This is a genomic window from Pseudooceanicola batsensis HTCC2597 (assembly GCF_000152725.1).
In the GTDB taxonomy this organism is placed as follows: Bacteria; Pseudomonadota; Alphaproteobacteria; order Rhodobacterales; family Rhodobacteraceae; genus Pseudooceanicola; species Pseudooceanicola batsensis.
In genome coordinates this window covers 379,647-397,870 of sequence record NZ_CH724131.1, presented here as the reverse complement: position 1 = coordinate 397,870, position 18,224 = coordinate 379,647, and the positions used below count along the sequence as shown (strand labels likewise).

Annotated in this window: 19 protein-coding genes; 10 read left to right on the top strand and 9 right to left on the bottom strand. The window is 66.8% G+C overall.

From position 1 onward, the window contains the following. The first annotated feature begins 4 nt into the window (after positions 1–4). From OB2597_RS05985 to OB2597_RS05970, 4 genes are all read left to right on the top strand, one after another. On the top strand, positions 5–940 hold the full coding sequence (locus tag OB2597_RS05985; protein ID WP_009804636.1) for a homoserine O-succinyltransferase: 936 nt from the start codon (positions 5–7) through the stop codon (positions 938–940). A 94-nt stretch (positions 941–1,034) separates the two neighbouring features. Continuing rightward, on the top strand, positions 1,035–1,994 hold the full coding sequence (locus tag OB2597_RS05980) for an alpha/beta fold hydrolase (protein WP_040609164.1): 960 nt from the start codon (positions 1,035–1,037) through the stop codon (positions 1,992–1,994). Positions 1,995–2,048: 54 nt separating this feature from the next. Then, positions 2,049–2,918 carry a polyphosphate kinase 2 gene (gene ppk2 / locus OB2597_RS05975; protein ID WP_009804634.1) on the top strand — a complete coding sequence of 290 codons (870 nt, stop codon included), beginning with the start codon at positions 2,049–2,051 and terminating at the stop codon, positions 2,916–2,918. Further along, positions 2,911–3,531, top strand: a complete 621-nt coding sequence (locus tag OB2597_RS05970; RefSeq protein WP_009804633.1) for a TetR/AcrR family transcriptional regulator — start codon at positions 2,911–2,913, stop codon at positions 3,529–3,531. The genes ppk2 and OB2597_RS05970 overlap by 8 nt, the downstream gene beginning before the upstream one ends. 153 nt (positions 3,532–3,684) lie before the next feature. Here the strand turns inward: OB2597_RS05970 and rpsI are convergent, their stop codons facing one another. Both rpsI and rplM read right to left on the bottom strand, forming a co-directional pair. After that, positions 3,685–4,185, bottom strand: coding sequence for a 30S ribosomal protein S9 (rpsI, locus tag OB2597_RS05965; RefSeq protein ID WP_009804632.1), 501 nt, complete (start codon positions 4,183–4,185; stop codon positions 3,685–3,687). 3 nt (positions 4,186–4,188) lie between these two features. Then, on the bottom strand, positions 4,189–4,650 hold the full coding sequence (gene rplM, locus OB2597_RS05960) for a 50S ribosomal protein L13 (RefSeq protein ID WP_009804631.1): 462 nt from the start codon (positions 4,648–4,650) through the stop codon (positions 4,189–4,191). 266 nt (positions 4,651–4,916) lie between these two features. On the opposite strand from rplM, the gene OB2597_RS05955 reads away from it, so the two are divergent. Further along, positions 4,917–5,399, top strand: coding sequence for a hypothetical protein (locus OB2597_RS05955; protein ID WP_009804630.1), 483 nt, complete (start codon positions 4,917–4,919; stop codon positions 5,397–5,399). 2 nt (positions 5,400–5,401) lie between these two features. On the opposite strand, the gene OB2597_RS05950 is transcribed toward OB2597_RS05955, so the two are convergent. Next, entirely contained in the window at positions 5,402–5,821 is a 420-nt protein-coding gene (locus tag OB2597_RS05950) for a PaaI family thioesterase (protein WP_009804629.1), read from the bottom strand. Between OB2597_RS05950 and OB2597_RS05945 the strand changes: the two genes are divergently transcribed. The 3 genes from OB2597_RS05945 (at position 5,773) to gluQRS (ending at position 9,763) form a co-directional block, all read left to right on the top strand. Beyond that, positions 5,773–6,666, top strand: coding sequence for an enoyl-CoA hydratase (locus OB2597_RS05945; protein WP_274377793.1), 894 nt, complete (start codon positions 5,773–5,775; stop codon positions 6,664–6,666). The two genes, OB2597_RS05950 and OB2597_RS05945, sit on opposite strands and share 49 nt — an antisense overlap. Before the next feature lie 458 nt (positions 6,667–7,124). Continuing rightward, complete coding sequence (gene trmFO / locus OB2597_RS05940; protein WP_009804627.1) at positions 7,125–8,492, top strand: methylenetetrahydrofolate--tRNA-(uracil(54)-C(5))-methyltransferase (FADH(2)-oxidizing) TrmFO; 1,368 nt, start codon at positions 7,125–7,127, stop codon at positions 8,490–8,492. A 380-nt stretch (positions 8,493–8,872) separates the two neighbouring features. After that, positions 8,873–9,763 (top strand): tRNA glutamyl-Q(34) synthetase GluQRS, encoded by an 891-nt coding sequence (gluQRS, locus tag OB2597_RS05935; protein ID WP_009804626.1) that lies wholly within the window; start codon positions 8,873–8,875, stop codon positions 9,761–9,763. Here the strand turns inward: gluQRS and hisI are convergent. Further along, positions 9,760–10,116, bottom strand: a complete 357-nt coding sequence (hisI, locus tag OB2597_RS05930; protein WP_009804625.1) for a phosphoribosyl-AMP cyclohydrolase — start codon at positions 10,114–10,116, stop codon at positions 9,760–9,762. The two genes, gluQRS and hisI, sit on opposite strands and share 4 nt — an antisense overlap. An 80-nt stretch (positions 10,117–10,196) precedes the next feature. Between hisI and OB2597_RS05925 the strand changes: the two genes are divergently transcribed. After that, a complete protein-coding gene (locus OB2597_RS05925) occupies positions 10,197–10,649 on the top strand; it encodes an iron-sulfur cluster assembly scaffold protein (RefSeq protein WP_009804624.1) in 453 nt (150 codons plus the stop codon). 200 nt (positions 10,650–10,849) lie between these two features. Here OB2597_RS05925 and OB2597_RS22630 read toward each other — a convergent pair whose 3' ends face one another. The 5 genes from OB2597_RS22630 to sciP form a co-directional block, all read right to left on the bottom strand. After that, on the bottom strand, positions 10,850–10,972 hold the full coding sequence (locus tag OB2597_RS22630) for a hypothetical protein (protein ID WP_009804623.1): 123 nt from the start codon (positions 10,970–10,972) through the stop codon (positions 10,850–10,852). A gap of 97 nt (positions 10,973–11,069) precedes the next feature. Further along, positions 11,070–13,154 (bottom strand): ATP-dependent DNA helicase RecG, encoded by a 2,085-nt coding sequence (gene recG / locus OB2597_RS05920; protein ID WP_009804622.1) that lies wholly within the window; start codon positions 13,152–13,154, stop codon positions 11,070–11,072. 1 nt (position 13,155) lies between these two features. Then, positions 13,156–15,261: an NAD-dependent DNA ligase LigA gene (gene ligA / locus OB2597_RS05915; RefSeq protein WP_040609161.1), complete on the bottom strand. Its 2,106-nt coding sequence runs from the start codon at positions 15,259–15,261 to the stop codon at positions 13,156–13,158. Positions 15,262–15,589: 328 nt separating this feature from the next. Next, on the bottom strand, positions 15,590–16,306 hold the full coding sequence (gene ctrA / locus OB2597_RS05910) for a response regulator transcription factor CtrA (RefSeq protein WP_009804620.1): 717 nt from the start codon (positions 16,304–16,306) through the stop codon (positions 15,590–15,592). A 112-nt stretch (positions 16,307–16,418) separates the two neighbouring features. After that, positions 16,419–16,697 (bottom strand): CtrA inhibitor SciP, encoded by a 279-nt coding sequence (gene sciP, locus OB2597_RS05905; protein WP_040609159.1) that lies wholly within the window; start codon positions 16,695–16,697, stop codon positions 16,419–16,421. Positions 16,698–16,828: 131 nt separating this feature from the next. Between sciP and mnmA the strand changes: the two genes are divergently transcribed. Beyond that, a complete protein-coding gene (mnmA, locus tag OB2597_RS05900) occupies positions 16,829–17,977 on the top strand; it encodes a tRNA 2-thiouridine(34) synthase MnmA (protein WP_009804618.1) in 1,149 nt (382 codons plus the stop codon). Positions 17,978–18,224 lie beyond the last annotated feature (247 nt).

Below are 18,224 nucleotides of genomic sequence, written 5' to 3'. Positions count from 1 at the left end.
CCCCATGCCCATAAAGCTCCCCTCCGACCTGCCCGCCTACGACGTCCTCAAGCGCGAGGGCGTCATGGTGATGGGAGAGGACCAGGCCGCCCGGCAGGATATCCGTCCGCTGCGCATCGCGCTGCTCAACCTCATGCCCAAGAAGATCCAGACCGAGAACCAGTTCGCGCGGCTGATCGGGGCGACCCCGCTGCAGATCGAATTCTCGCTGATCCGCATGTCCGAACACCGCACACGGAACACCGCGGCGGAACACATGGAAAGCTTTTACCGGCCGTTCTCCGAGATCCGGCGATCGGGCGAGAAATTCGACGGGCTGATCATCACCGGCGCCCCGATCGAGCATCTGCCCTTCGAGGAAGTCACCTACTGGGACGAGATGGTCGAGGTCATGGAATGGACCCAGACCCATGTGCATTCGACCTTCGGCGTCTGCTGGGGGGCGATGGCGATGATCCATCACTTTCACGGCGTGCCCAAGCACATCCTGCCGGAGAAGCTCTTCGGCTGCTTTCCGCAGAAGAACCTGAACCGGTCATCCATCTACCTCAACGGGTTCTCGGACATCTGCGTCGTGCCGGTCAGCCGCTGGACCGAGAACAAGCAGTCGGAAATCGACGCGGCCGAGGGGCTGGTGACCCTGCTGGGCGACGAGATCACCGGACCCTGCCTGATCGAGGATGCGGCGCACCGGGCGCTCTATGTCTTCAACCACTTCGAATACGACAGCGATACACTCAAGCAGGAATACGACCGTGACGTCGAGGGCGGCAGCCCGATCAACGTGCCGATGAACTACTATCCCGAGGACGACCCCTCGCGGCCGCCGCTGAACCGCTGGCGCAGCCATGCGCATCTGCTCTACGGCAACTGGATCAACGCCATCTATCAGACGACTCCCTTCGACACGGACCGTATCGGGATCGACGAACGGAACTGAGCCCGGGGCGGGTCGGCATGGAAAGAGTGAACCCTATAGGGTCCGCCTGCGTACCCCCGGAAGATACCGCCCCTTGCCGTTCCGGGACCTGCCCATGACCCTCTTTGCCCGCCCCGCCCTCGGCCTTGTCCTGCTGGCCCTTGCCTTTGCCGTCGTGACTTACTGGCGCGTCACGCAGCGACAGGCCGAGGCGCTGCGCGCCTATCCACCGCAGGGCCGGTTCGTCGACGTCGAGGGCCATCCGGTGCATTACATCCAGCGCGGCAGCGGGCCGGATCTGGTGCTGATCCACGGCGCCTCGGGCAATACGCGCGACTTCACCTTTTCGCTGATCGAACGGCTGGAGGACCGCTACCGTGTGACCGCCTTCGACAGGCCGGGCCTCGGGCATACCCCGCGCCTGGCCCGCCGGGGCGTGACGCTGGGGGATCAGGCGGATCTTCTGGTGGCCGCCGCCGACCGGCTCGGCCTCGAGAAACCGGTCGTTCTGGGTCACAGTTTCGGCGGCGCGGTGGCGATGGCCTGGGCCGTGCGCCACCCCGAGGCGGCGCGCGCGGTGGTGGACCTTTCCGGCGCAACCTATCCCTGGCCGGGCGAGCTGGACCGCTTCTACGCCACCCTGGCGCGGCCGGTCGTGGGCCCGGCGCTGGCGCATGTGATCGGCGCCTGGGTCGGCGAGGCCTATATCCGGGACGCGATCGAGGGGGTCTTCGCCCCGCAGGCCGCCCCCGAGGGATATGCCGGGCACATCGGCGCGGAACTCGTGATCCGGCCGGCCAGCCTGACGGCGAACGCGCAGCAGCGGACCGATCTGCGCGCGGATCTGCGCGCGTTGTCGGAGAGCTACCCCGCGCTCGACCTGCCCGTCGAGATCCTGCACGGCACGGCGGACGACACCGTCTCGCTCGCCATTCATTCGCAGGCGCTGGCGCGGGATGTGCCCTCGGCGCGGCTGACGCCCCTGCCCGGCGTCGGCCACATGCCGCATCACGTCGACGAGGAGGCCGTGGTGGCCGCCATCGACCGCGCCGCCGAGCGGGCCGGGCAGCGCTGAGCCGTTGCACCCCGAAGGCGCGATCTCCATATTGGGCAAAAAGGACGACGACCCATGGACTTGCCCTTCGACGGCGCGATCAGCGCCTTCCACGACAACGAGGCCCCGCGAGAGGTCCGCGATGCGATCGCACGGGCGGATGAGGACGACATCCTCAGCGCGAGCTATCCCTATACCGAAGAGATGAAGAAGAAGACCTACAAGAAGGAGCTCAAGGCGCTCCAGATCGAACTGGTCAAGATGCAGGCCTGGGCGCGGGAGACCGGGGCCCGTGTCGTCTGTCTCTTCGAAGGGCGCGATGCAGCGGGAAAAGGCGGCACGATCAAGCGGTTCCGCGAAAACCTCAATCCGCGGGGCGCGCGGGTCGTGGCCCTGGGGAAACCCTCGGAGACCGAACAGGGACAATGGTATTTCCAGCGCTACGCCCAGCATCTGCCGACCGCCGGCGAGATCGTCTTCTACGACCGCAGCTGGTACAACCGCGGCGTGGTCGAAAAGGTCTTCGACTTCTGCACCGAGGACCAGCGCGAACGCTTCTTCACCCAGGTTCCCGATTTCGAGAAGATGCTGGTCGATGACGGCATCCACCTCTTCAAGTTCTGGCTGAACGTCGGCCGGTCCGAGCAGCTGCGGCGGTTCATGGACCGTGAGAAGGACCCGCTCAAGCAGTGGAAACTCAGCTGGATAGATGTCGAGGGGCTGAAGAAATGGGACGCCTATTCCGAGGCGATCCGGGAAACCCTCTGGCGCAGCCATTCCGGACACGCGCCCTGGACGATCGTGCGGTCCGACGACAAGAAGCGCGCGCGCATCGCGGCGATGCGGCACGTGCTGAGCCAGCTCGACTATTCCCGCAAGACACCCAAGGCGGTCGGCACGCCCGATCCGCTGATCTGCGGCGGGCCGGACATCTGGGATGCCTAAGAAGCGCGGCTATCATCACGGCAATCTCCGCCAGGCGCTGGTGGAGGCGGCCCTCAAGCTGATCGAGGAAAAGGGGCCGACCGGCTTCACCCTCTCCGAGGCGGCGAAAGAGGCGGGCGTCACGCCGGCCGCGGTCTACCGTCATTTCGAGGGGCGCGACGACCTGATCGCCGAGGCCGCGCGACAGGGCTACGAGATCTTCGCCGATGTGATGCAGTTCGCCTACGACAAGGGCCAGCCCTCGGCGCTGGCGGCCTTCGAGGCGACGGGGCGGGCCTACCTGGCCTTCGCCCGCAAGTATCCCGGCCATTACATCGCGATGTTCGAAAGCGGGATTTCCGTGAACCGCACGCCGGAGCTCGCCGCCGTCGCGACCCGGGCGAGCGGTGTCCTGGAACGCGCGGCGAGCGACCTCTCCGAACATATTCCGCCCGAAAAGCGTCCCCCCGCCTCGATGTTCTCGGCGCATATCTGGGCTTTGTCGCACGGGGTCGTGGAACTCTTTGCCCGAAACTCGCCCGGGCGGCATTCGCCCTTCCCGCCCGAGGATCTGCTGGAAAGCGGAATCGGCGTCTATCTGCGCGGTCTGGGCCTGATCGAGGCGGACGACTGACGCTGCGCCGTGGTTCGGGTAGCAGTGCGCGGGCGACCCGCTCCGGATAATCTCCTGGATACGCGAGCCCCCCCGGAGGCGCGATCCGTCAGGGCGCCATGAAAAAGGGCCGCCCAGCTCGGGCGGCCCTTGAACGGGAATATGTGGCGCGGATCAGCGCTTGGAGAACTGGAAGCTCCGGCGCGCTTTCCGGCGGCCGTATTTCTTCCGTTCGACGACGCGGCTGTCGCGGGTCAGGAACCCGGCGGCCTTGAGCGCGCTGCGCAGCGACGGATCATAGAGCTGCAGCGCCTTGGAGATGCCGTGCTTGACCGCGCCGGCCTGCCCCGAGAGGCCGCCACCGGTCACGGTCGCCATGACGTCGAATTCGCCTTCGACACCGGCCACCTGGAAAGGCTGGCGCAGGATCATCTGCAGCACCGGACGGGCGAAATACTTGTCGAGGTCCTTGCCGTTGACAGAGACCTTGCCCGAGCCGGGCTTGATCCAGACGCGGGCCACCGCATCCTTCCGCTTGCCGGTCGCGTAGGAGCGGCCGAGTTCGTCACGCACGGGTTCACGCGGGGTTTCGGGTTCCGCAGCCGCGGCCACGCCGCCGATATCCTCGGTCACGGCGCCTTTCAGCTCTTCGAGCGAATTGATCTGGTCGGCCATTTATCAGCTCCGCGTGTTCTTGGAGTTCAGGGATTTGACATCCAGCACTTCCGGCGACTGCGCCTCGTGCGGATGATCGGCACCGGCGTAGACGCGCAGGTTGGTCATCTGCTTGCGCGACAGGCGGTTGCCCGGCAGCATCCGCTTGACGGCCGCGGTCACGACCCGCTCGGGGTAGGCGCCTTCGAGGATCTGGCCCGCGGTGCGGTGCTTGATCCCGCCGGGATGACCGGTGTGCCAGTAGTATTTCTTGTCCGAACGCTTCTTGCCGGTCATCTGCACCTTGTCGGCGTTGATGACGATGACATTGTCGCCCATGTCCTGGTTCGGGGTGAAGGTCGCCTTGTGCTTGCCGCGCAGGCGGGTGGCGACGATCGCGGCAAGACGGCCGAGGACCACGCCCTCGGCGTCGATCACGATCCATTTCTTGTCGATGTCTGCAGGTGTCGCAGAGAAGGTTTTCATGACGGGTGCCCTTTGAAAATGGCGACCCGGACGGCGGGGGCCGACCGGGCGAATTGATGGAGGGGTTATATCGCGGTCAAAGCGCCAGTCAAGAGGCGCGCGCTCGCAATAATCGTTGAAAAACAGCGCCTTGAAAAATAGGTATCATTATACCCCAGGCCGGGGCGAGTCCCGGCTGCAACAAGCGGGAAGAATATCGCCCGGGCCAATTGGTAAACTCGTTTATACGGGATAGAGCGGCGGCAGAGCAGAAGCACAGGCGCAGAATGCGTATCATCATCTTCCTTGCGGGTCTCGCCGCCCTTGCGGGCTGTGCCTATACCGGACCTTTCCACGTTCCGCCGCCCAACGGCCATGCGGCCCGTGTTCCGACCGAGCACGCCCGGAACCGTGTACAGACATACGTCTACGCGCAGGTCGTCACCACCCTCGACGGGGCACCGGTGCAGGGCGCCGCCTGCGGGCTGACCTCGGCCGAGATCGACCTCGGCTTTCAGACGCCCGCGCAGATCGACCTGCCCGTCTATCACCGCCCGCCCCCGCCGGCGCGGCTGACCTGCCGACACGGCGACCGGCAGGGGTCAATCCTGCTCCATCCCCGTCGGGTGGCCGAGATCCCCGGAGAACCCGGTCCGCGCAGCCTCGATGTCTTCGTGTCGCTGATGACGAACGCCGTGGCCGCCACGCTCGACCTGTGGACCTATGTGCGCAAGGGCGACCGGATCGTGATCGAGCTGGGCGGGGCGTAGCCCTATTGCCCGGGCGGGATCGAATAGGTCAGCGTGGCATGGGCGACCGGTGCCGCGACGCCCTCGGAATGAAGCAGGACATCCCCGACCGCCAGCACCTTGCCCAGCTTGAGCAGCGTGCAGTCCGCCACGAGATCCGTTCCGGAGGCCGGCTTGCGCATGAAGTCGATCGAACAGTTGGTGGTGACCGCCAGGGCCTTGGGTCCGATCATCGCGAGAATGGCGAGATAGACCGTGACGTCGGCCAGCGAGAACATCGTCGGCCCCGAAACGGTGCCGCCGGGCCGGAGATGCCGGTCCTCGACCTTCAGGCGCACGCGGATCCCCATGTCGCGCACCTCTTCGATCACGAAGTCGTTCTTCACCTGCGGAAATTCCCTCCCCAGGAAATCCTTCAGATCGTCGGTCGTCATCAACGGCATTCGCTTTCCTCCCTTCGCGGCGCGGCCTAGAGTTCGTCGAAACGGAGGAGAGGCACAAGATGGGAATTCTCGACCGCGAAGACCGGGGCCGCGTCGCGCATCTGCGGATGAACGCGCCCGAGAAACTCAATGCGCTCAGCGACGAGATGCTGGCGGCGCTGAAGGAGGCCTTCGAGACCCTGCGCGAGGACCGCGAGATCGGCGTCGTGGTCCTTTCGGGCGCGGGCAAGGCCTTCTGCGCCGGGCACGACCTCAAGGAGATGCAGGCCGGACGACAGGCCGAGGACGGGGGCGCGGCCTGGTTCGGCGACCTCTTCGCCCGGTGCTCCGCGGTGATGGAGGCGATCCGTACCCTGCCCCAGCCCGTCATCGCCATGCCGCACGGCATCGCGACGGCGGCGGGCTGCCAGCTGGTGGCGACCTGCGACATGGCCGTGGCGGCCGAAGGCACGCGGTTCGGCGTGAACGGCGTGAACATCGGTCTCTTCTGCTCGACCCCCATGGTGGCGCTGTCGCGGAACATCCCGCGCAAGCAGGCGTTCGAGATGCTCACGACAGGCGAATTCATCGGCACCGACAGGGCGGTCGAGCTCGGCCTGATCAACCGGGCGGTGCCGCAGGATCAGCTCGAGGCTGCGACAATGGACCTGGCCGAGAAGGTGGCGGGCAAGCTCTCGGCGGCGGTGCGCATCGGCAAGGCGGCGTTCTATGACCAGATCGAGATGCCGGTGCAGGATGCCTATGCCTATACCGGCGAGGTGATGGTCCGGAACATGATGCTCCGCGACACCGACGAAGGGATCCGCGCCTTCATCGAGAAACGCCCGCCGGACTGGTCGCAGTAGCGTCGCAGGCGGCGCCCGCGGGTGAACCGCCCGGTCCGTTCGGGTCGGCGCGCCCGACCGACGGATTTCGTCGTTCGCGACACCGATCCCGCTCTGCTCCACTTCGGATGCGGGGCCCCCTTGGCCGACCCGCGGCTCCTGCAACGCCGCCCCGGGCCCCTTCGGATCGGGCCGCGGCCCCGGCCCGCCGGCGGGTTTGTTTCCGAACAGGCGCCGGACTATTGCCCGATTGGCGGTTTTTCGGGGCCCGGTATCTCACGTATCACGGTGGCACGACCAGGGGCCGGTCACATGGCGCATCCGGGTCGCCGCCGTCCGGTGCCGTCTCTCCCGGCCAAGCTCTCTCTGGCCACGGATCGTCCATCGGCGGGGCCCGGGCCATGCGAGACGTACCGGCCGAAGGTCCCGCCCCTCCGACGGCCCTTCCCAAACGCGATCCGATGACTTAGATCGCGCGCATGTCCGATACACCCGAACTTCACATCGTCGGCGGCGGCATGGCCGGGTCCGAAGCCGCATGGCAGGCGGCCAATGCCGGCGTGCCCGTCGTCATCCACGAAATGCGCCCCCAGGTCGGGACCTTCGCCCACAAAACGGGCGACCTGGCCGAAATGGTCTGCTCGAACTCGTTCCGGTCGGACGACGACGAACAGAACGCCGTCGGCCTCCTGCACTGGGAGATGCGGCAGGCCGGCGGTCTGATCATGGAGATGGCCGACCGCAACGCCCTGCCCGCAGGCGGCGCGCTGGCCGTGGATCGCGACCGGTTCTCCGCCGGCGTGACGGAAAGGCTGCGGGCGCATCCGCTGGTCCGGGTCGAGGCGGGCGAAATCGCCGCCCTGCCCGAGGACGGCACCTGGATCATCGCCACCGGTCCGCTGACCTCGCAGGGGCTGGGGCAGGCCATCGCGCGGGAAACCGGGGCCGAGGCGCTCGCCTTCTTCGACGCGATCGCACCCATCGTCTATGCCGACAGTCTGGACATGGACGTCATCTGGGCGCAGTCCCGCTATGACAAGGGCGAGACCGAGGAAGAGCGCAGGGCCTATCTCAACTGTCCGATGGACAAGGCGCAGTACGAGGCATTCATCGACGCGCTTCTGGCCGCCGACAAGACCGAATTCCACGAGGGCGAGACCGCGGGTTACTTCGACGGCTGCCTGCCGATCGAGGTCATGGCCGAACGCGGGCGCGAAACGCTGCGACACGGGCCGATGAAGCCTGTCGGGTTGACCAATGCGCACAAGCCGGACGAGAAGGCTTACGCTGTAGTGCAGCTGAGACGGGACAATGCGCTCGGCACCCTGTTCAACATCGTGGGTTTCCAGACCAAGATGAAATACGGCGCGCAGACCGAGGTCTTCCGCCGCATTCCGGGTCTCGAGAATGCGCGCTTTGCCCGGCTCGGCGGCATTCACCGCAACACCTTTCTCAACTCGCCCACGTTGCTGGACGACCGGATGCGCCTGCGGTCGCGGCCGAACATCCGCTTCGCGGGCCAGATCACCGGGGTCGAGGGCTATGTCGAGAGCGCCGCGATGGGGCTCCTGGCGGGCCGCATGGCCGTGGCGGAGCTGCTGGGCCGCGATCTGCCGCCGCCGCCGCCCGAGACGGCCATGGGGGCGCTGGTGCATCACATCACCGGCGGGGCAGAAGCCAAGACCTTTCAGCCGATGAACGTGAACTTCGGCCTCTTCCCGCCGCTGGACGGCGTGCGGGGCGGACGCAAGGGACGGAAAGACCGGTACCGGGGCCATACCGACCGGGCCAAGACGCTCTGGAGCGAATGGCTGGCGCAGGCCAATGCTGGGCTGACCGCCGCCTGAGCGGCACCTGGTCGTCACCGCTTACAGTGTAAGATAATGGCGCTTCGGCGTGTCGTTCAATCGCGCGCCGAGCCGAGAACTTACGTTGTAAATCCAACTGCGTCTCGCGGCGACAAGGGCATTGCGAGAGAGTGGTCAATGCCTCGGAACGCCGTGTCCCCAGGGAATGGGGCCACAGACGACGCATGCGAACGGCCGGCGCTGGATGAACGACATGGTTTTCGATAAATCAACAAGATAGGCGCGCAAACTGAACCGATACAACTGATCGGCTTACTGCCTTTCTCAACCGGAGGCGCGTGACAACGACGGTCGGTTGCGGCATCACTCCAGCTAAGCGAATGCAGATCCTCAATTGACCCACAGGTCCGATCCAGCCCTTGACCCACCCCCCTGAGACCCAACCGGATTCCCGGCAGATCACCCGCTTCGCGCCCTCGCCGACCGGGCCGCTGCATCTGGGCCATGCCTATTCGGCGCTGATCGCAGCCGAGCGAGCCCGCGCCGGCACGTTTCACCTGCGGATCGAGGACATCGACACATCGCGCGCCCGGCCGGAGTGGGAGGAACGGATCTTCGACGACCTGCATTGGCTGGGGCTGCGTTGGCCGGTGCCGGTCATGCGCCAGTCCGAGCGCTTGGCCTCCTACCGAATGGCCTTGCGACGTCTGTGGGAGGACGGGCTGCTCTATCGCTGCACCTGCCGCCGCCGGGACATAGAGGCCGCGCTTTCGGCCCCGCAGGAGGGCGCGCCGCTGCACGGTCCGGACGGGCTGATCTATCCCGGCACCTGCCGCGAGAGCGGCGATCGCGGGCCTGCTCGGCCGATGCCGGAGGACGGGGTGCTGCGGCTCGACATGGGGCGGGCGGTGGCGCGGACGGGCGCGCTGACCTTCCGCGAGACCGGGTCCGGGCCGAATGGCGAGACTGGGGACATCGCGCTCGACCCGCAGGAGGTCCTCCGCACGACGGGCGACATCATTCTGGCGCGGCGCGACATGGGCACGTCGTATCACCTGTCGGTCGTGATCGACGATGCCGAACAGAACATCACCGAGGTCACGCGCGGCCAGGACCTGTTCGAGGCCACGCGGATTCACGTGGTGCTTCAGGCGCTGCTCGGGCTGCCGACGCCCGTCTTCCATCACCACCGGCTGATCCGCGACGACCATGGCAAGCGGCTGGCCAAACGGGACGACGCGCGGGCCATCGCGGCCTACCGCGCCGAGGGCGCGACCCCCGCGGACATCCGCCGGATCGTCGGGCTCTAGGTCATCGGCGCCATCAGTTCGACCTCTTCGCCGTCCCGCACCGCGGTGTAGAAGCAGCTGCGCCGGTTGGTGTGGCAGGCGGCGCCGGTCTGGCGAACCACCAGCAGCAGGCAGTCGCGGTCGCAATCCACCCGCAGATCGATCAATTCCTGGACATGGCCGCTCGTCTCGCCCTTGATCCAGTAGGCCTGGCGGGACCGGGACCAATAGGTCACGCGGCCGGTTTCGAGCGTCCGGGCCACCGCGTCGGCGTTCATCCACGCCATCATGAGCACGGTGCCGTCCTCATCCTGCGCGATCGCGGGGACCAGGCCCCTGTCGTCAAACTTGAGCGAGGCGGGGTCGAAGGGCATGGGGCGATCCTTTGCAAACCGTTTCGTCGGGGCTATCTAAGGGGGAACGGCGCGCAGCGCCACCGTGGAAAGGACGGCTCATGACCGCCGAAAACGATCTGGTCAAACTCTACTCTGACCGCATCCTCGCGCTGGCGACGGATATCCCGCACCAGACGCGGCTCGACACGCCCTGCGCCACGGTCAAGCGCCGGGCGCCGCTCTGCGGGTCTACCGTGACCGTCGACGTCGTCATGCGGGACGGGAAGGTCACGGAGTACGGGCAGGACGTCAAGGCCTGCGCCCTGGGCCAGGCGGCGGCCTCGATCGTCGGCCATGCCGTCATCGGGGCGACCCGCGAGCAGGTCATCGCCGGGCGCGACGGTCTGAAGTCCATGCTGAAAGAGGACGGTCCGACACCGCCCGCCCCCTTCGAGGGTCTCGAGGTGCTTCGGCCGGCGCGCGACTACAAGAATCGCCATGCCTCGATCCTGCTGAGCCTCGAGGCGCTGAGCGAGGCGATGGACGAGATCGCGCAAAGCGACTGCGCCTGAGCCCCACGCCGCACCCCTGCAAAAAGAAACCGCCGCACGCCCGGGGTGGGACGGCGGCGGCAGTAGGCAATTTCACGTGGGACACCGGCCTGTCGAACCGGGGATGAGGCAGCCCGGAAAAGGGGACAGGCAGTCGCAGCTTCCGCATCGGGGAATGCGGGACAGGCCGGACGCGAAACCGCAGGCAGAAACCGGTGGCCTCAGGCGAGGCCGGGCAGGTGCAGCGCGCCCAGAAGCAGAATTGTCAGCGCGGCGACTCCGGCCAGATCCTCGACAAGGGTTCCACGGGACCGGCGGGCGAGTGCGGCAATCTGGCGGATCATGGCGGGCTCCTGTTGGCGTTAACTGTGTTGCCTCTTTGTTCTCATATCGCGCCGCGCCTGTAAAGAACTTTTTAAGAACATTTGAGAACAAACCGCGTTATCCAACCGAAATCAGGCGGATAGCCTCGTCCTGACCCATCAGCCACAGGAGGGTGCGGGCCGCCCTGCCCCGGTCGCTCTCCAGCGTGGCGTCCCGCGAGAGCAGCGCGCGGGCATCGCTCTGCGCCAGCGCCATCAGCCCGGTGTCGCGTTCCAGATCGGCGATCCGGAACCGTGGCAGGCCGGATTGTGCCGTGCCGATCATGTCGCCCGCGCCGCGCATCTCGAGGTCGACCTCGGCGATACGGAACCCGTCCTCGGTTTCACGCATCAGGGTCAGGCGCTTTTCGGCCGGTTCGGACAGGGGCGCGCGGTACATCAGCAGGCAGGTGGCCTGCGCCTCACCCCGCCCGACCCGACCGCGCAGCTGGTGCAACTGGGCGAGGCCGAAGGTCTCGGCTCGCTCGATGACCATGATCGACGCCTCGGGAACGTTCACCCCCACCTCGATCACCGTGGTCGCCACCAGGACCTGGCGCCGCCCGGCCACGAAATCCGCCATGGCCGCATCCTTGTCGGCCGGCGGCATCTGCCCATGGACCAGCGCGACCACCTCGTCGCCCAGGGCCGCGCGCAGGTGCTTGAACCGGTCCTCGGCCGCAGTCAGATCGACCGTTTCGCTTTCCTCGACCAGCGGGCAGACCCAGTAGGCCCGGCGCCCCTCGGACACGGCCTGACGCAGGTGGTCCACCACCTCGTCCATGCGGGCGGTCGAGACCAGAGCCGTGCGGATCGGCTTGCGCCCCGGCGGCTTCTCGTCGAGCACGGAAACATCCATGTCGCCATACTGCGCGAGGGCCAGAGAGCGGGGAATCGGGGTCGCGGTCATCACCAGCACATCCGCCAGCGCCCCCTTGCGTCCCAACTCCAGCCGCTGGCGCACGCCGAACCGGTGCTGTTCGTCGACGATGGCGAGACGCAGATCGCGGAAGACCACATCTGACTGAAAGACCGCATGGGTGCCGAGCAGGATGTCGATGCGCCCCTCGGCCAGGTCGTCCAGCTTGGCGGCACGATCGGCCCCCCGGTCGCGGCCGGTCAGGATCGCGACGCGCACGCCGGCGGCCTCGGCCAGGGGCGTCACGCTTTCGAGATGCTGCCGCGCGAGGATCTCGGTCGGGGCCATCATGACGCCCTGCCCGCCCGCCTCGACCGCGATCAGAAGCGCCAGCACCGCGACCAGCGTCTTGCCCGCCCCCACGTCGCCCTGCAACAGCCGCGACATGCGCGTCTCTCCCGCCATGTCGGCCGAGATCTCGCCGAGGGCGCGGGTCTGGGCGCCCGTGGGGCGGTAGGGCAACGCGGCCAGCACGCGCTCGCGCAGGCCGCCGTCGCCCCGCGTCACACGGCCCTTGCCGCGCCGGGTCCGGGCGCGGGCCAGCGCCAGGGTCAGCTGATGCGCCAGCAGTTCGTCATAGGCCAGCCGCGTCCGCGCCGTATCCAGAACGGAGATTTCGTCACGCGGTTCATGGGCCGCCCGAAGGGCATCGGACCAGCCGGGCCAGCCACGCTGCGCCATGAGATCGGGATCGATCCATTCTGCCAGGTCGGGGGCGCGGCTCAGCGCCCCGGCGGCGGCCTTGCCCATCACCCGCTGCGTCACGCCCTGGGTCAGCGGATAGACCGGCTCGAACTCGGGCAGGTCCCCGGCCTCGTCGGGCGGCAGGACATGGTCGGGATGCACCATCTGGGCGATGCCGTCGAAGAGTTCCAGCTTGCCGGAGACGATCCGTCGGGCGCCCGTCGGCAGCAGTTTCCCGAGATAGTCGCCCCGGGCATGGAAGAAGACGAGCGGAAAGTCCTCCTGCGCGTCGCGCACCATGACCCGGTAGGCGCCGCCCTTCCGGGCCGCCGGGCGATGCGCGCCCACCTCGACCTCGACCGTGACGGTCCCGGGCAACGGGGCGCCGCGGATCGTGTCGCGCCGCCTGCGGTCGATCGTGCCGTTCGGCAGCAGGAACAGCAGATCGCGCGGCGTCTCGACACCGATCTGGGCCAGGTGCCTGGCCGTCTTCGGTCCGACACCCGGCAAGGTCTGCACATCGGCGAAGAGCGGAAAGAGGATCTCGGGCCGCCCCGCCATGTCAGCCGCCGATGAGGGCGAGCCACCCGTCCTCGTCCATCGTCTCGACCCCGAGCTCCGCCGCCTTCTTCGCCTTTGAGCCCGCTCCCGGCCCGGCCACCAGCAGATCGGTCTTGGCCGAGACCGAGCCCGAAACCTTGGCCCCGAGCGATTCCGCCCGCGCCTTGGCTTCGGCGCGGGTCATTTTTTCCAGCGTGCCGGTAAAGACGACCGTCTTGCCCGCCACGGGGCTGTCGGCCGCGACCGCGCGCCGGGATTCCTGCACGTCGAGATGCGCCACCAGCCGGTCCATCGAAGCGCGTTCCGCCGGGTTGGCGAAGGCCGAGGTGAGCGAGGTCGCCATGACCTCGCCGACCCCGTCGATACCGGTCAGGTCCTCGCGCGCCTGGCCCGGTTCGGCGGCGGCCACCATCGCCTCTTCCAGCGCGTCCCAGGTGCCGTAGTGGTTGGCGATCAGGGCCGAGGCGCTTTCGCCCACATGCCGGATGCCGAGCGCGAAGAGCAGGCGCGAGAGGGGGATCCGGCGCTTTTCGTCGATGGCGCGGAAGAGGTTCGTCGCGCTCTTCTCGCCCCAGCCCTCGCGGTTCTTGAGGGCCCGGAGGCCCCGGCCGTAACGCTCTTCCAGGGTGAAGATCTCGGCCGGTTCGGTGATCCAGCCGTCGGTGTAGAAGGCCTCGACCTGCCTGGCGCCGAGCCCCTCGATGTCGAAGGCCGCGCGCGACACGAAATGCTTGAGCTTTTCCACCGCCTGCGCGGGGCAGACCACGCCGCCGGTGCAGCGGCGCACCGCGTCGCCGGGCTCGCGCAGGGCGTCGCTGCCGCATTCGGGGCACTTGGTCGGGAAAACATAGGGCTCCGCATCGTCGGGCCGTTTCGAAAGATCGACGTCGGCCACCTTGGGGATGACGTCGCCGGCGCGGTAGACCTGCACCCAGTCGCCGATGCGGATATCCTTGCCCCCGCGGATCTCCTCGCCCCTGCTGTCGCGGCCGGCGATGTAATCCTCGTTGTGGAGCGTCGCGTTCGAAACGACCACCCCGCCGACCGTCACCGGCGTCAGCCGCGCCACGGGGCTGAGCGCGCCCGTCCGGCCCACCTGAATGTCGATGGCCTCGAGCCGCGTCCAGGCCAGCTCGGCCGGGAACTTGTGGGCCAGCGCCCATCTCGGCGTGGTTGAGCGGCTGCCGAGGCGGTTCTGCAGGGCCAGATCGTCGACCTTGTAGACCACGCCGTCGATGTCGTAGCCGAGCGTCGCGCGCTGTTCCTCGATGCTGCGGTAATGGTCGAGCATGTCCTGCGGGCCGTCGCAGCGGCGTGTCAGGGGGTTGGTCCGGAAGCCCAACCGTCGCAGCCGTTCGATCGCCTGGGTCTGGGTTGCGGCCAGCGGCGCGCTGAGGTCGCCCCAGGAATAGGCGAAGAAGCGCAGCGGCCGGGCGCGGGTGATTTGAGCATCGAGCTGGCGGAGCGACCCGGCAGCGGCGTTGCGCGGATTGGCGAAGGTCTTGCCGCCCCGTTCGGCCTGGCGGGCGTTCAGGGCGGCGAAATCGGCGTGGGACATGTAGACCTCGCCGCGCACCTCCATCACCTCGGGGGCGCCCGTCACCTCGACGGGGATGTCGTCGATGGTCCGGGCGTTGGCCGTGACATTCTCGCCGACCTCGCCGTCGCCGCGGGTGGCCGCCTGGACCAGCCGGCCGTTCTCGTAGCGCAGTGACAGGCTCAGCCCGTCGATCTTGGGTTCGGCCGTGTAGGCCAGCGGCGCGTCGGCGGCCAGGTTGAGGTAGGACCGGATGCGGGCGTCGAATTCCGCCACATCCGCGTCGTCGAAGGCGTTGGCGAGCGACATCATGCGCACGGCATGGGTGATCTTGCCGAAACCCAAGCTAGTCGGCGCGCCTATGGCTGTCAACTGAGTCGCAGCTGCTTCAAACTTCGGAAATAGATCGGTTAATTCGATGTACCGGCGTTTGGCTTCGTCGTATTGCGCATCCGATATCGAAGGCGAGTTTTCGCTGTGATACTCTCGGTTGGCAGCCCACAAGAGAAGCTGCAGTTCAAAAAACTCCTCTCGAGCTTCGTCTTCGTTTGGATCCAGAGGCTCATCCATAAATCCGCCCTCAACAAGATTCTTGTGCCGAGTGATAGGCCCAAGCAGCAATCCCGTCTAGGCAGGAGGCACTTATGATCACGTGCCCGCTCTACGTGGTCCCGCCATTCCGATGAACGTTGGATAGCAGTATCCTAGGCGTCTAGTTGTGGATGACTCGGACCTGAGCCCGTCATTGCAAAAACAATGAAGCTGAACACTTCAAAATTAATCTAACGCCCCCTTCACGGTTTCCGGCCAGTTCCAGGACCGAGAAAAGTGATAGGGGGCGCTCGGTTCGGGGTCCAGTCGCGAGTGGTGCCATGCCAGCGGATTCGCCGGCCAGTGGTCAGGCCCCGACGGCCAGCCGCTGGTCGTCCAGTTCCTCGGGCTGCGGATCGCGCAGGACATAGCCGCGGCCCCAGACGGTTTCGATATAGTTGTCGCCGCCCGTCGCGGTCGACAGCTTCTTGCGCAGCTTGCATATGAAGACGTCGATGATCTTGAGCTCGGGTTCGTCCATGCCGCCGTAGAGATGGTTGAGGAACATCTCCTTGGTGAGGGTCGTGCCCTTGCGCAGGCTGAGCAACTCGAGCATCTGGTATTCCTTGCCGGTCAGGTGGACCGGCTTGCCCTCGACCTCGACGGTCTTGGCATCCAGGTTCACCGACACCTTGCCGGTGCGGATGATCGACTGTGAATGCCCCTTGGACCGGCGGATGATGGCGTGGATCCGGGCGACCAGTTCCTCGCGGTGGAAGGGTTTGGTCATGTAGTCGTCGGCGCCGAAACCGAATCCCTTGATCTTGTTCTCGGTATCGTCGGCGCCCGACAGGATCAGGATCGGAGTCTCGATCCGCGAGACGCGCAGCTGGCGCAGCACCTCGTGACCATTCATGTCCGGCAGGCCGAGATCGAGCAGGATGAGATCGTAATCGTAGAGCTTGGCAAGATCGATCCCTTCCTCCCCCAGGTCGGTCGTGTAGACGTTCAGGTTGGCATGGGTCAGCATCAGTTCGATGCTTTTCGAGGTTGTCGGATCGTCTTCGACGAGCAGCACGCGCATAACCGATCTCTCCATCAGGTTCACAATACCGGATACATTGACTTTAAATGGTTAACGACCAATTACCGCGAATGGAAGAATTTCTCAACAACTCAAAGTTGTTCGATTCATGTCAATTCTGCCTGAATTTCTGCACAGCCGTTGCTTTCAGCGCCTGTTCGCCGTGCTTCGTCACGGCTTCGACCCACTCCATGAACTCTTCCGCGCTCAGCTTGTAGAGGTCCAGCGCCTCGTCCTGCGAGATCAGCCCATGCACCACGCCGCGCACCACGGCGGCCTTGCGCGAGGCGACCCATCGTCGGGTGTCGGCGGGCGGCAGGTCGGCCCGCGTCATGACAGTTCCGTCAGGCAGGGTTACGGCCCTTGGCCCGGAAATCTTCTTGAGGTACATCGCTCGCGATCCCTTTTGCCCGTGGCGCATCATTGCGCGTCGGGTTTAACGGGGGGTGAAATCGCGGGCTGTTATTCATTCGCATTTTCACTTATTCTCTCGCTCTTTCGCGCAAACGGGTCGGAGGCTCCATGGCGCTCGATCGCACATCAGACCTGAATTCCCTGGGATTCGCCAAACCACCCGCCGAGACCCGCGTGGTCGTGGCCATGTCGGGCGGCGTGGACAGCTCCGTCGTGGCGGCGATGCTGGCCGAGGAAGGCTATGACGTCGTAGGCGTGACGCTCCAGCTCTACGACCACGGCGCGGCGCTGGCCAAGAAGGGCGCCTGCTGCGCCGGACTCGACATCCACGACGCGCGGCGCGTGGCCGAGGAGATGGGCTTTCCGCACTACGTGCTGGATTACGAGAACATTTTCCGCGACGCGGTGATCGACGAATTCGCCGACAGCTATCTGGCGGGGGCGACGCCGGTGCCCTGCATCCGCTGCAACGAGCGGGTGAAGTTCAAGGACCTGCTGGAAACCGCGCGGGACCTGGACGCCGACTGCATGGCGACGGGCCATTACATCCAGCGCAAGATGGGCGCGGCGGGGGCGGAACTGCACAGTGCCGCCGATGCCGCCCGCGACCAGAGCTATTTCCTCTTCTCCACCACGCCGGAACAGCTCTCGTTCCTGCGCTTTCCGCTCGGGCACCTCGCCTCCAAGGCGGAAACGCGGGCGCTGGCGGCGAAATACGGACTGCCGGTGGCGGACAAGCCGGACAGCCAGGACATCTGCTTCGTGCCGAACGGCAATTACGCCAGCGTGATCGAGAAACTGCGCCCCGGCGCGGCCGAGCCGGGCGAGATCGTCGATACCAGTGGCCGCGTGCTGGGCCATCACGAGGGCGTCATCCACTACACGATCGGCCAGCGCCGCGGCCTGGGGATCGGCGGTCTGAGCGATCCGCTCTACGTGGTCAGGCTGGACGTCGACGCCCGCCGGGTCGTGGTCGGCCCCAAGGAACTGCTGGCGACCCGCCAGGTTCCCGTCCGCGAGATCAACTGGCTTGGCGAGGGCGCATTCACCGATCAACCGGAGCGCGAGATCTCGGTCAAGGTCCGCTCGACGCGCCCCCCGCGCGAGGCGATCCTGCGCCCGGTGTCCGACACCGAGGCGGTGGTCGAACTCCTGACGCCGGAAGAGGGCGTCTCGCCCGGGCAGGCCTGCGTCTTCTACGAGACCGGCGGCACGCGCATCCTGGGAGGCGGCTGGATCTGGAAGGGCGGCGCGTGACGCCCCGCGGTGGAGGGGGGCTGTCTGCCCCCCGCCGCTGACGCGGCCCCCCCGAGGATATTTGCCGGACCAAAGAAGGGGGGCGAGCGTCCTGCCGAGCGGGTCGCGAGCAGGCTGATTTTCATTCTTTGCGATGGGACGAGGGTCCGGGGGCAGCGCCGCGCCGCCTCGTGCGGGGGCGTCGGGCGAGCTGGCTCCGGCAATCGGGGCGGACGTAAGTTCGGGAAACTTGCAGCCGGAGCTTGAG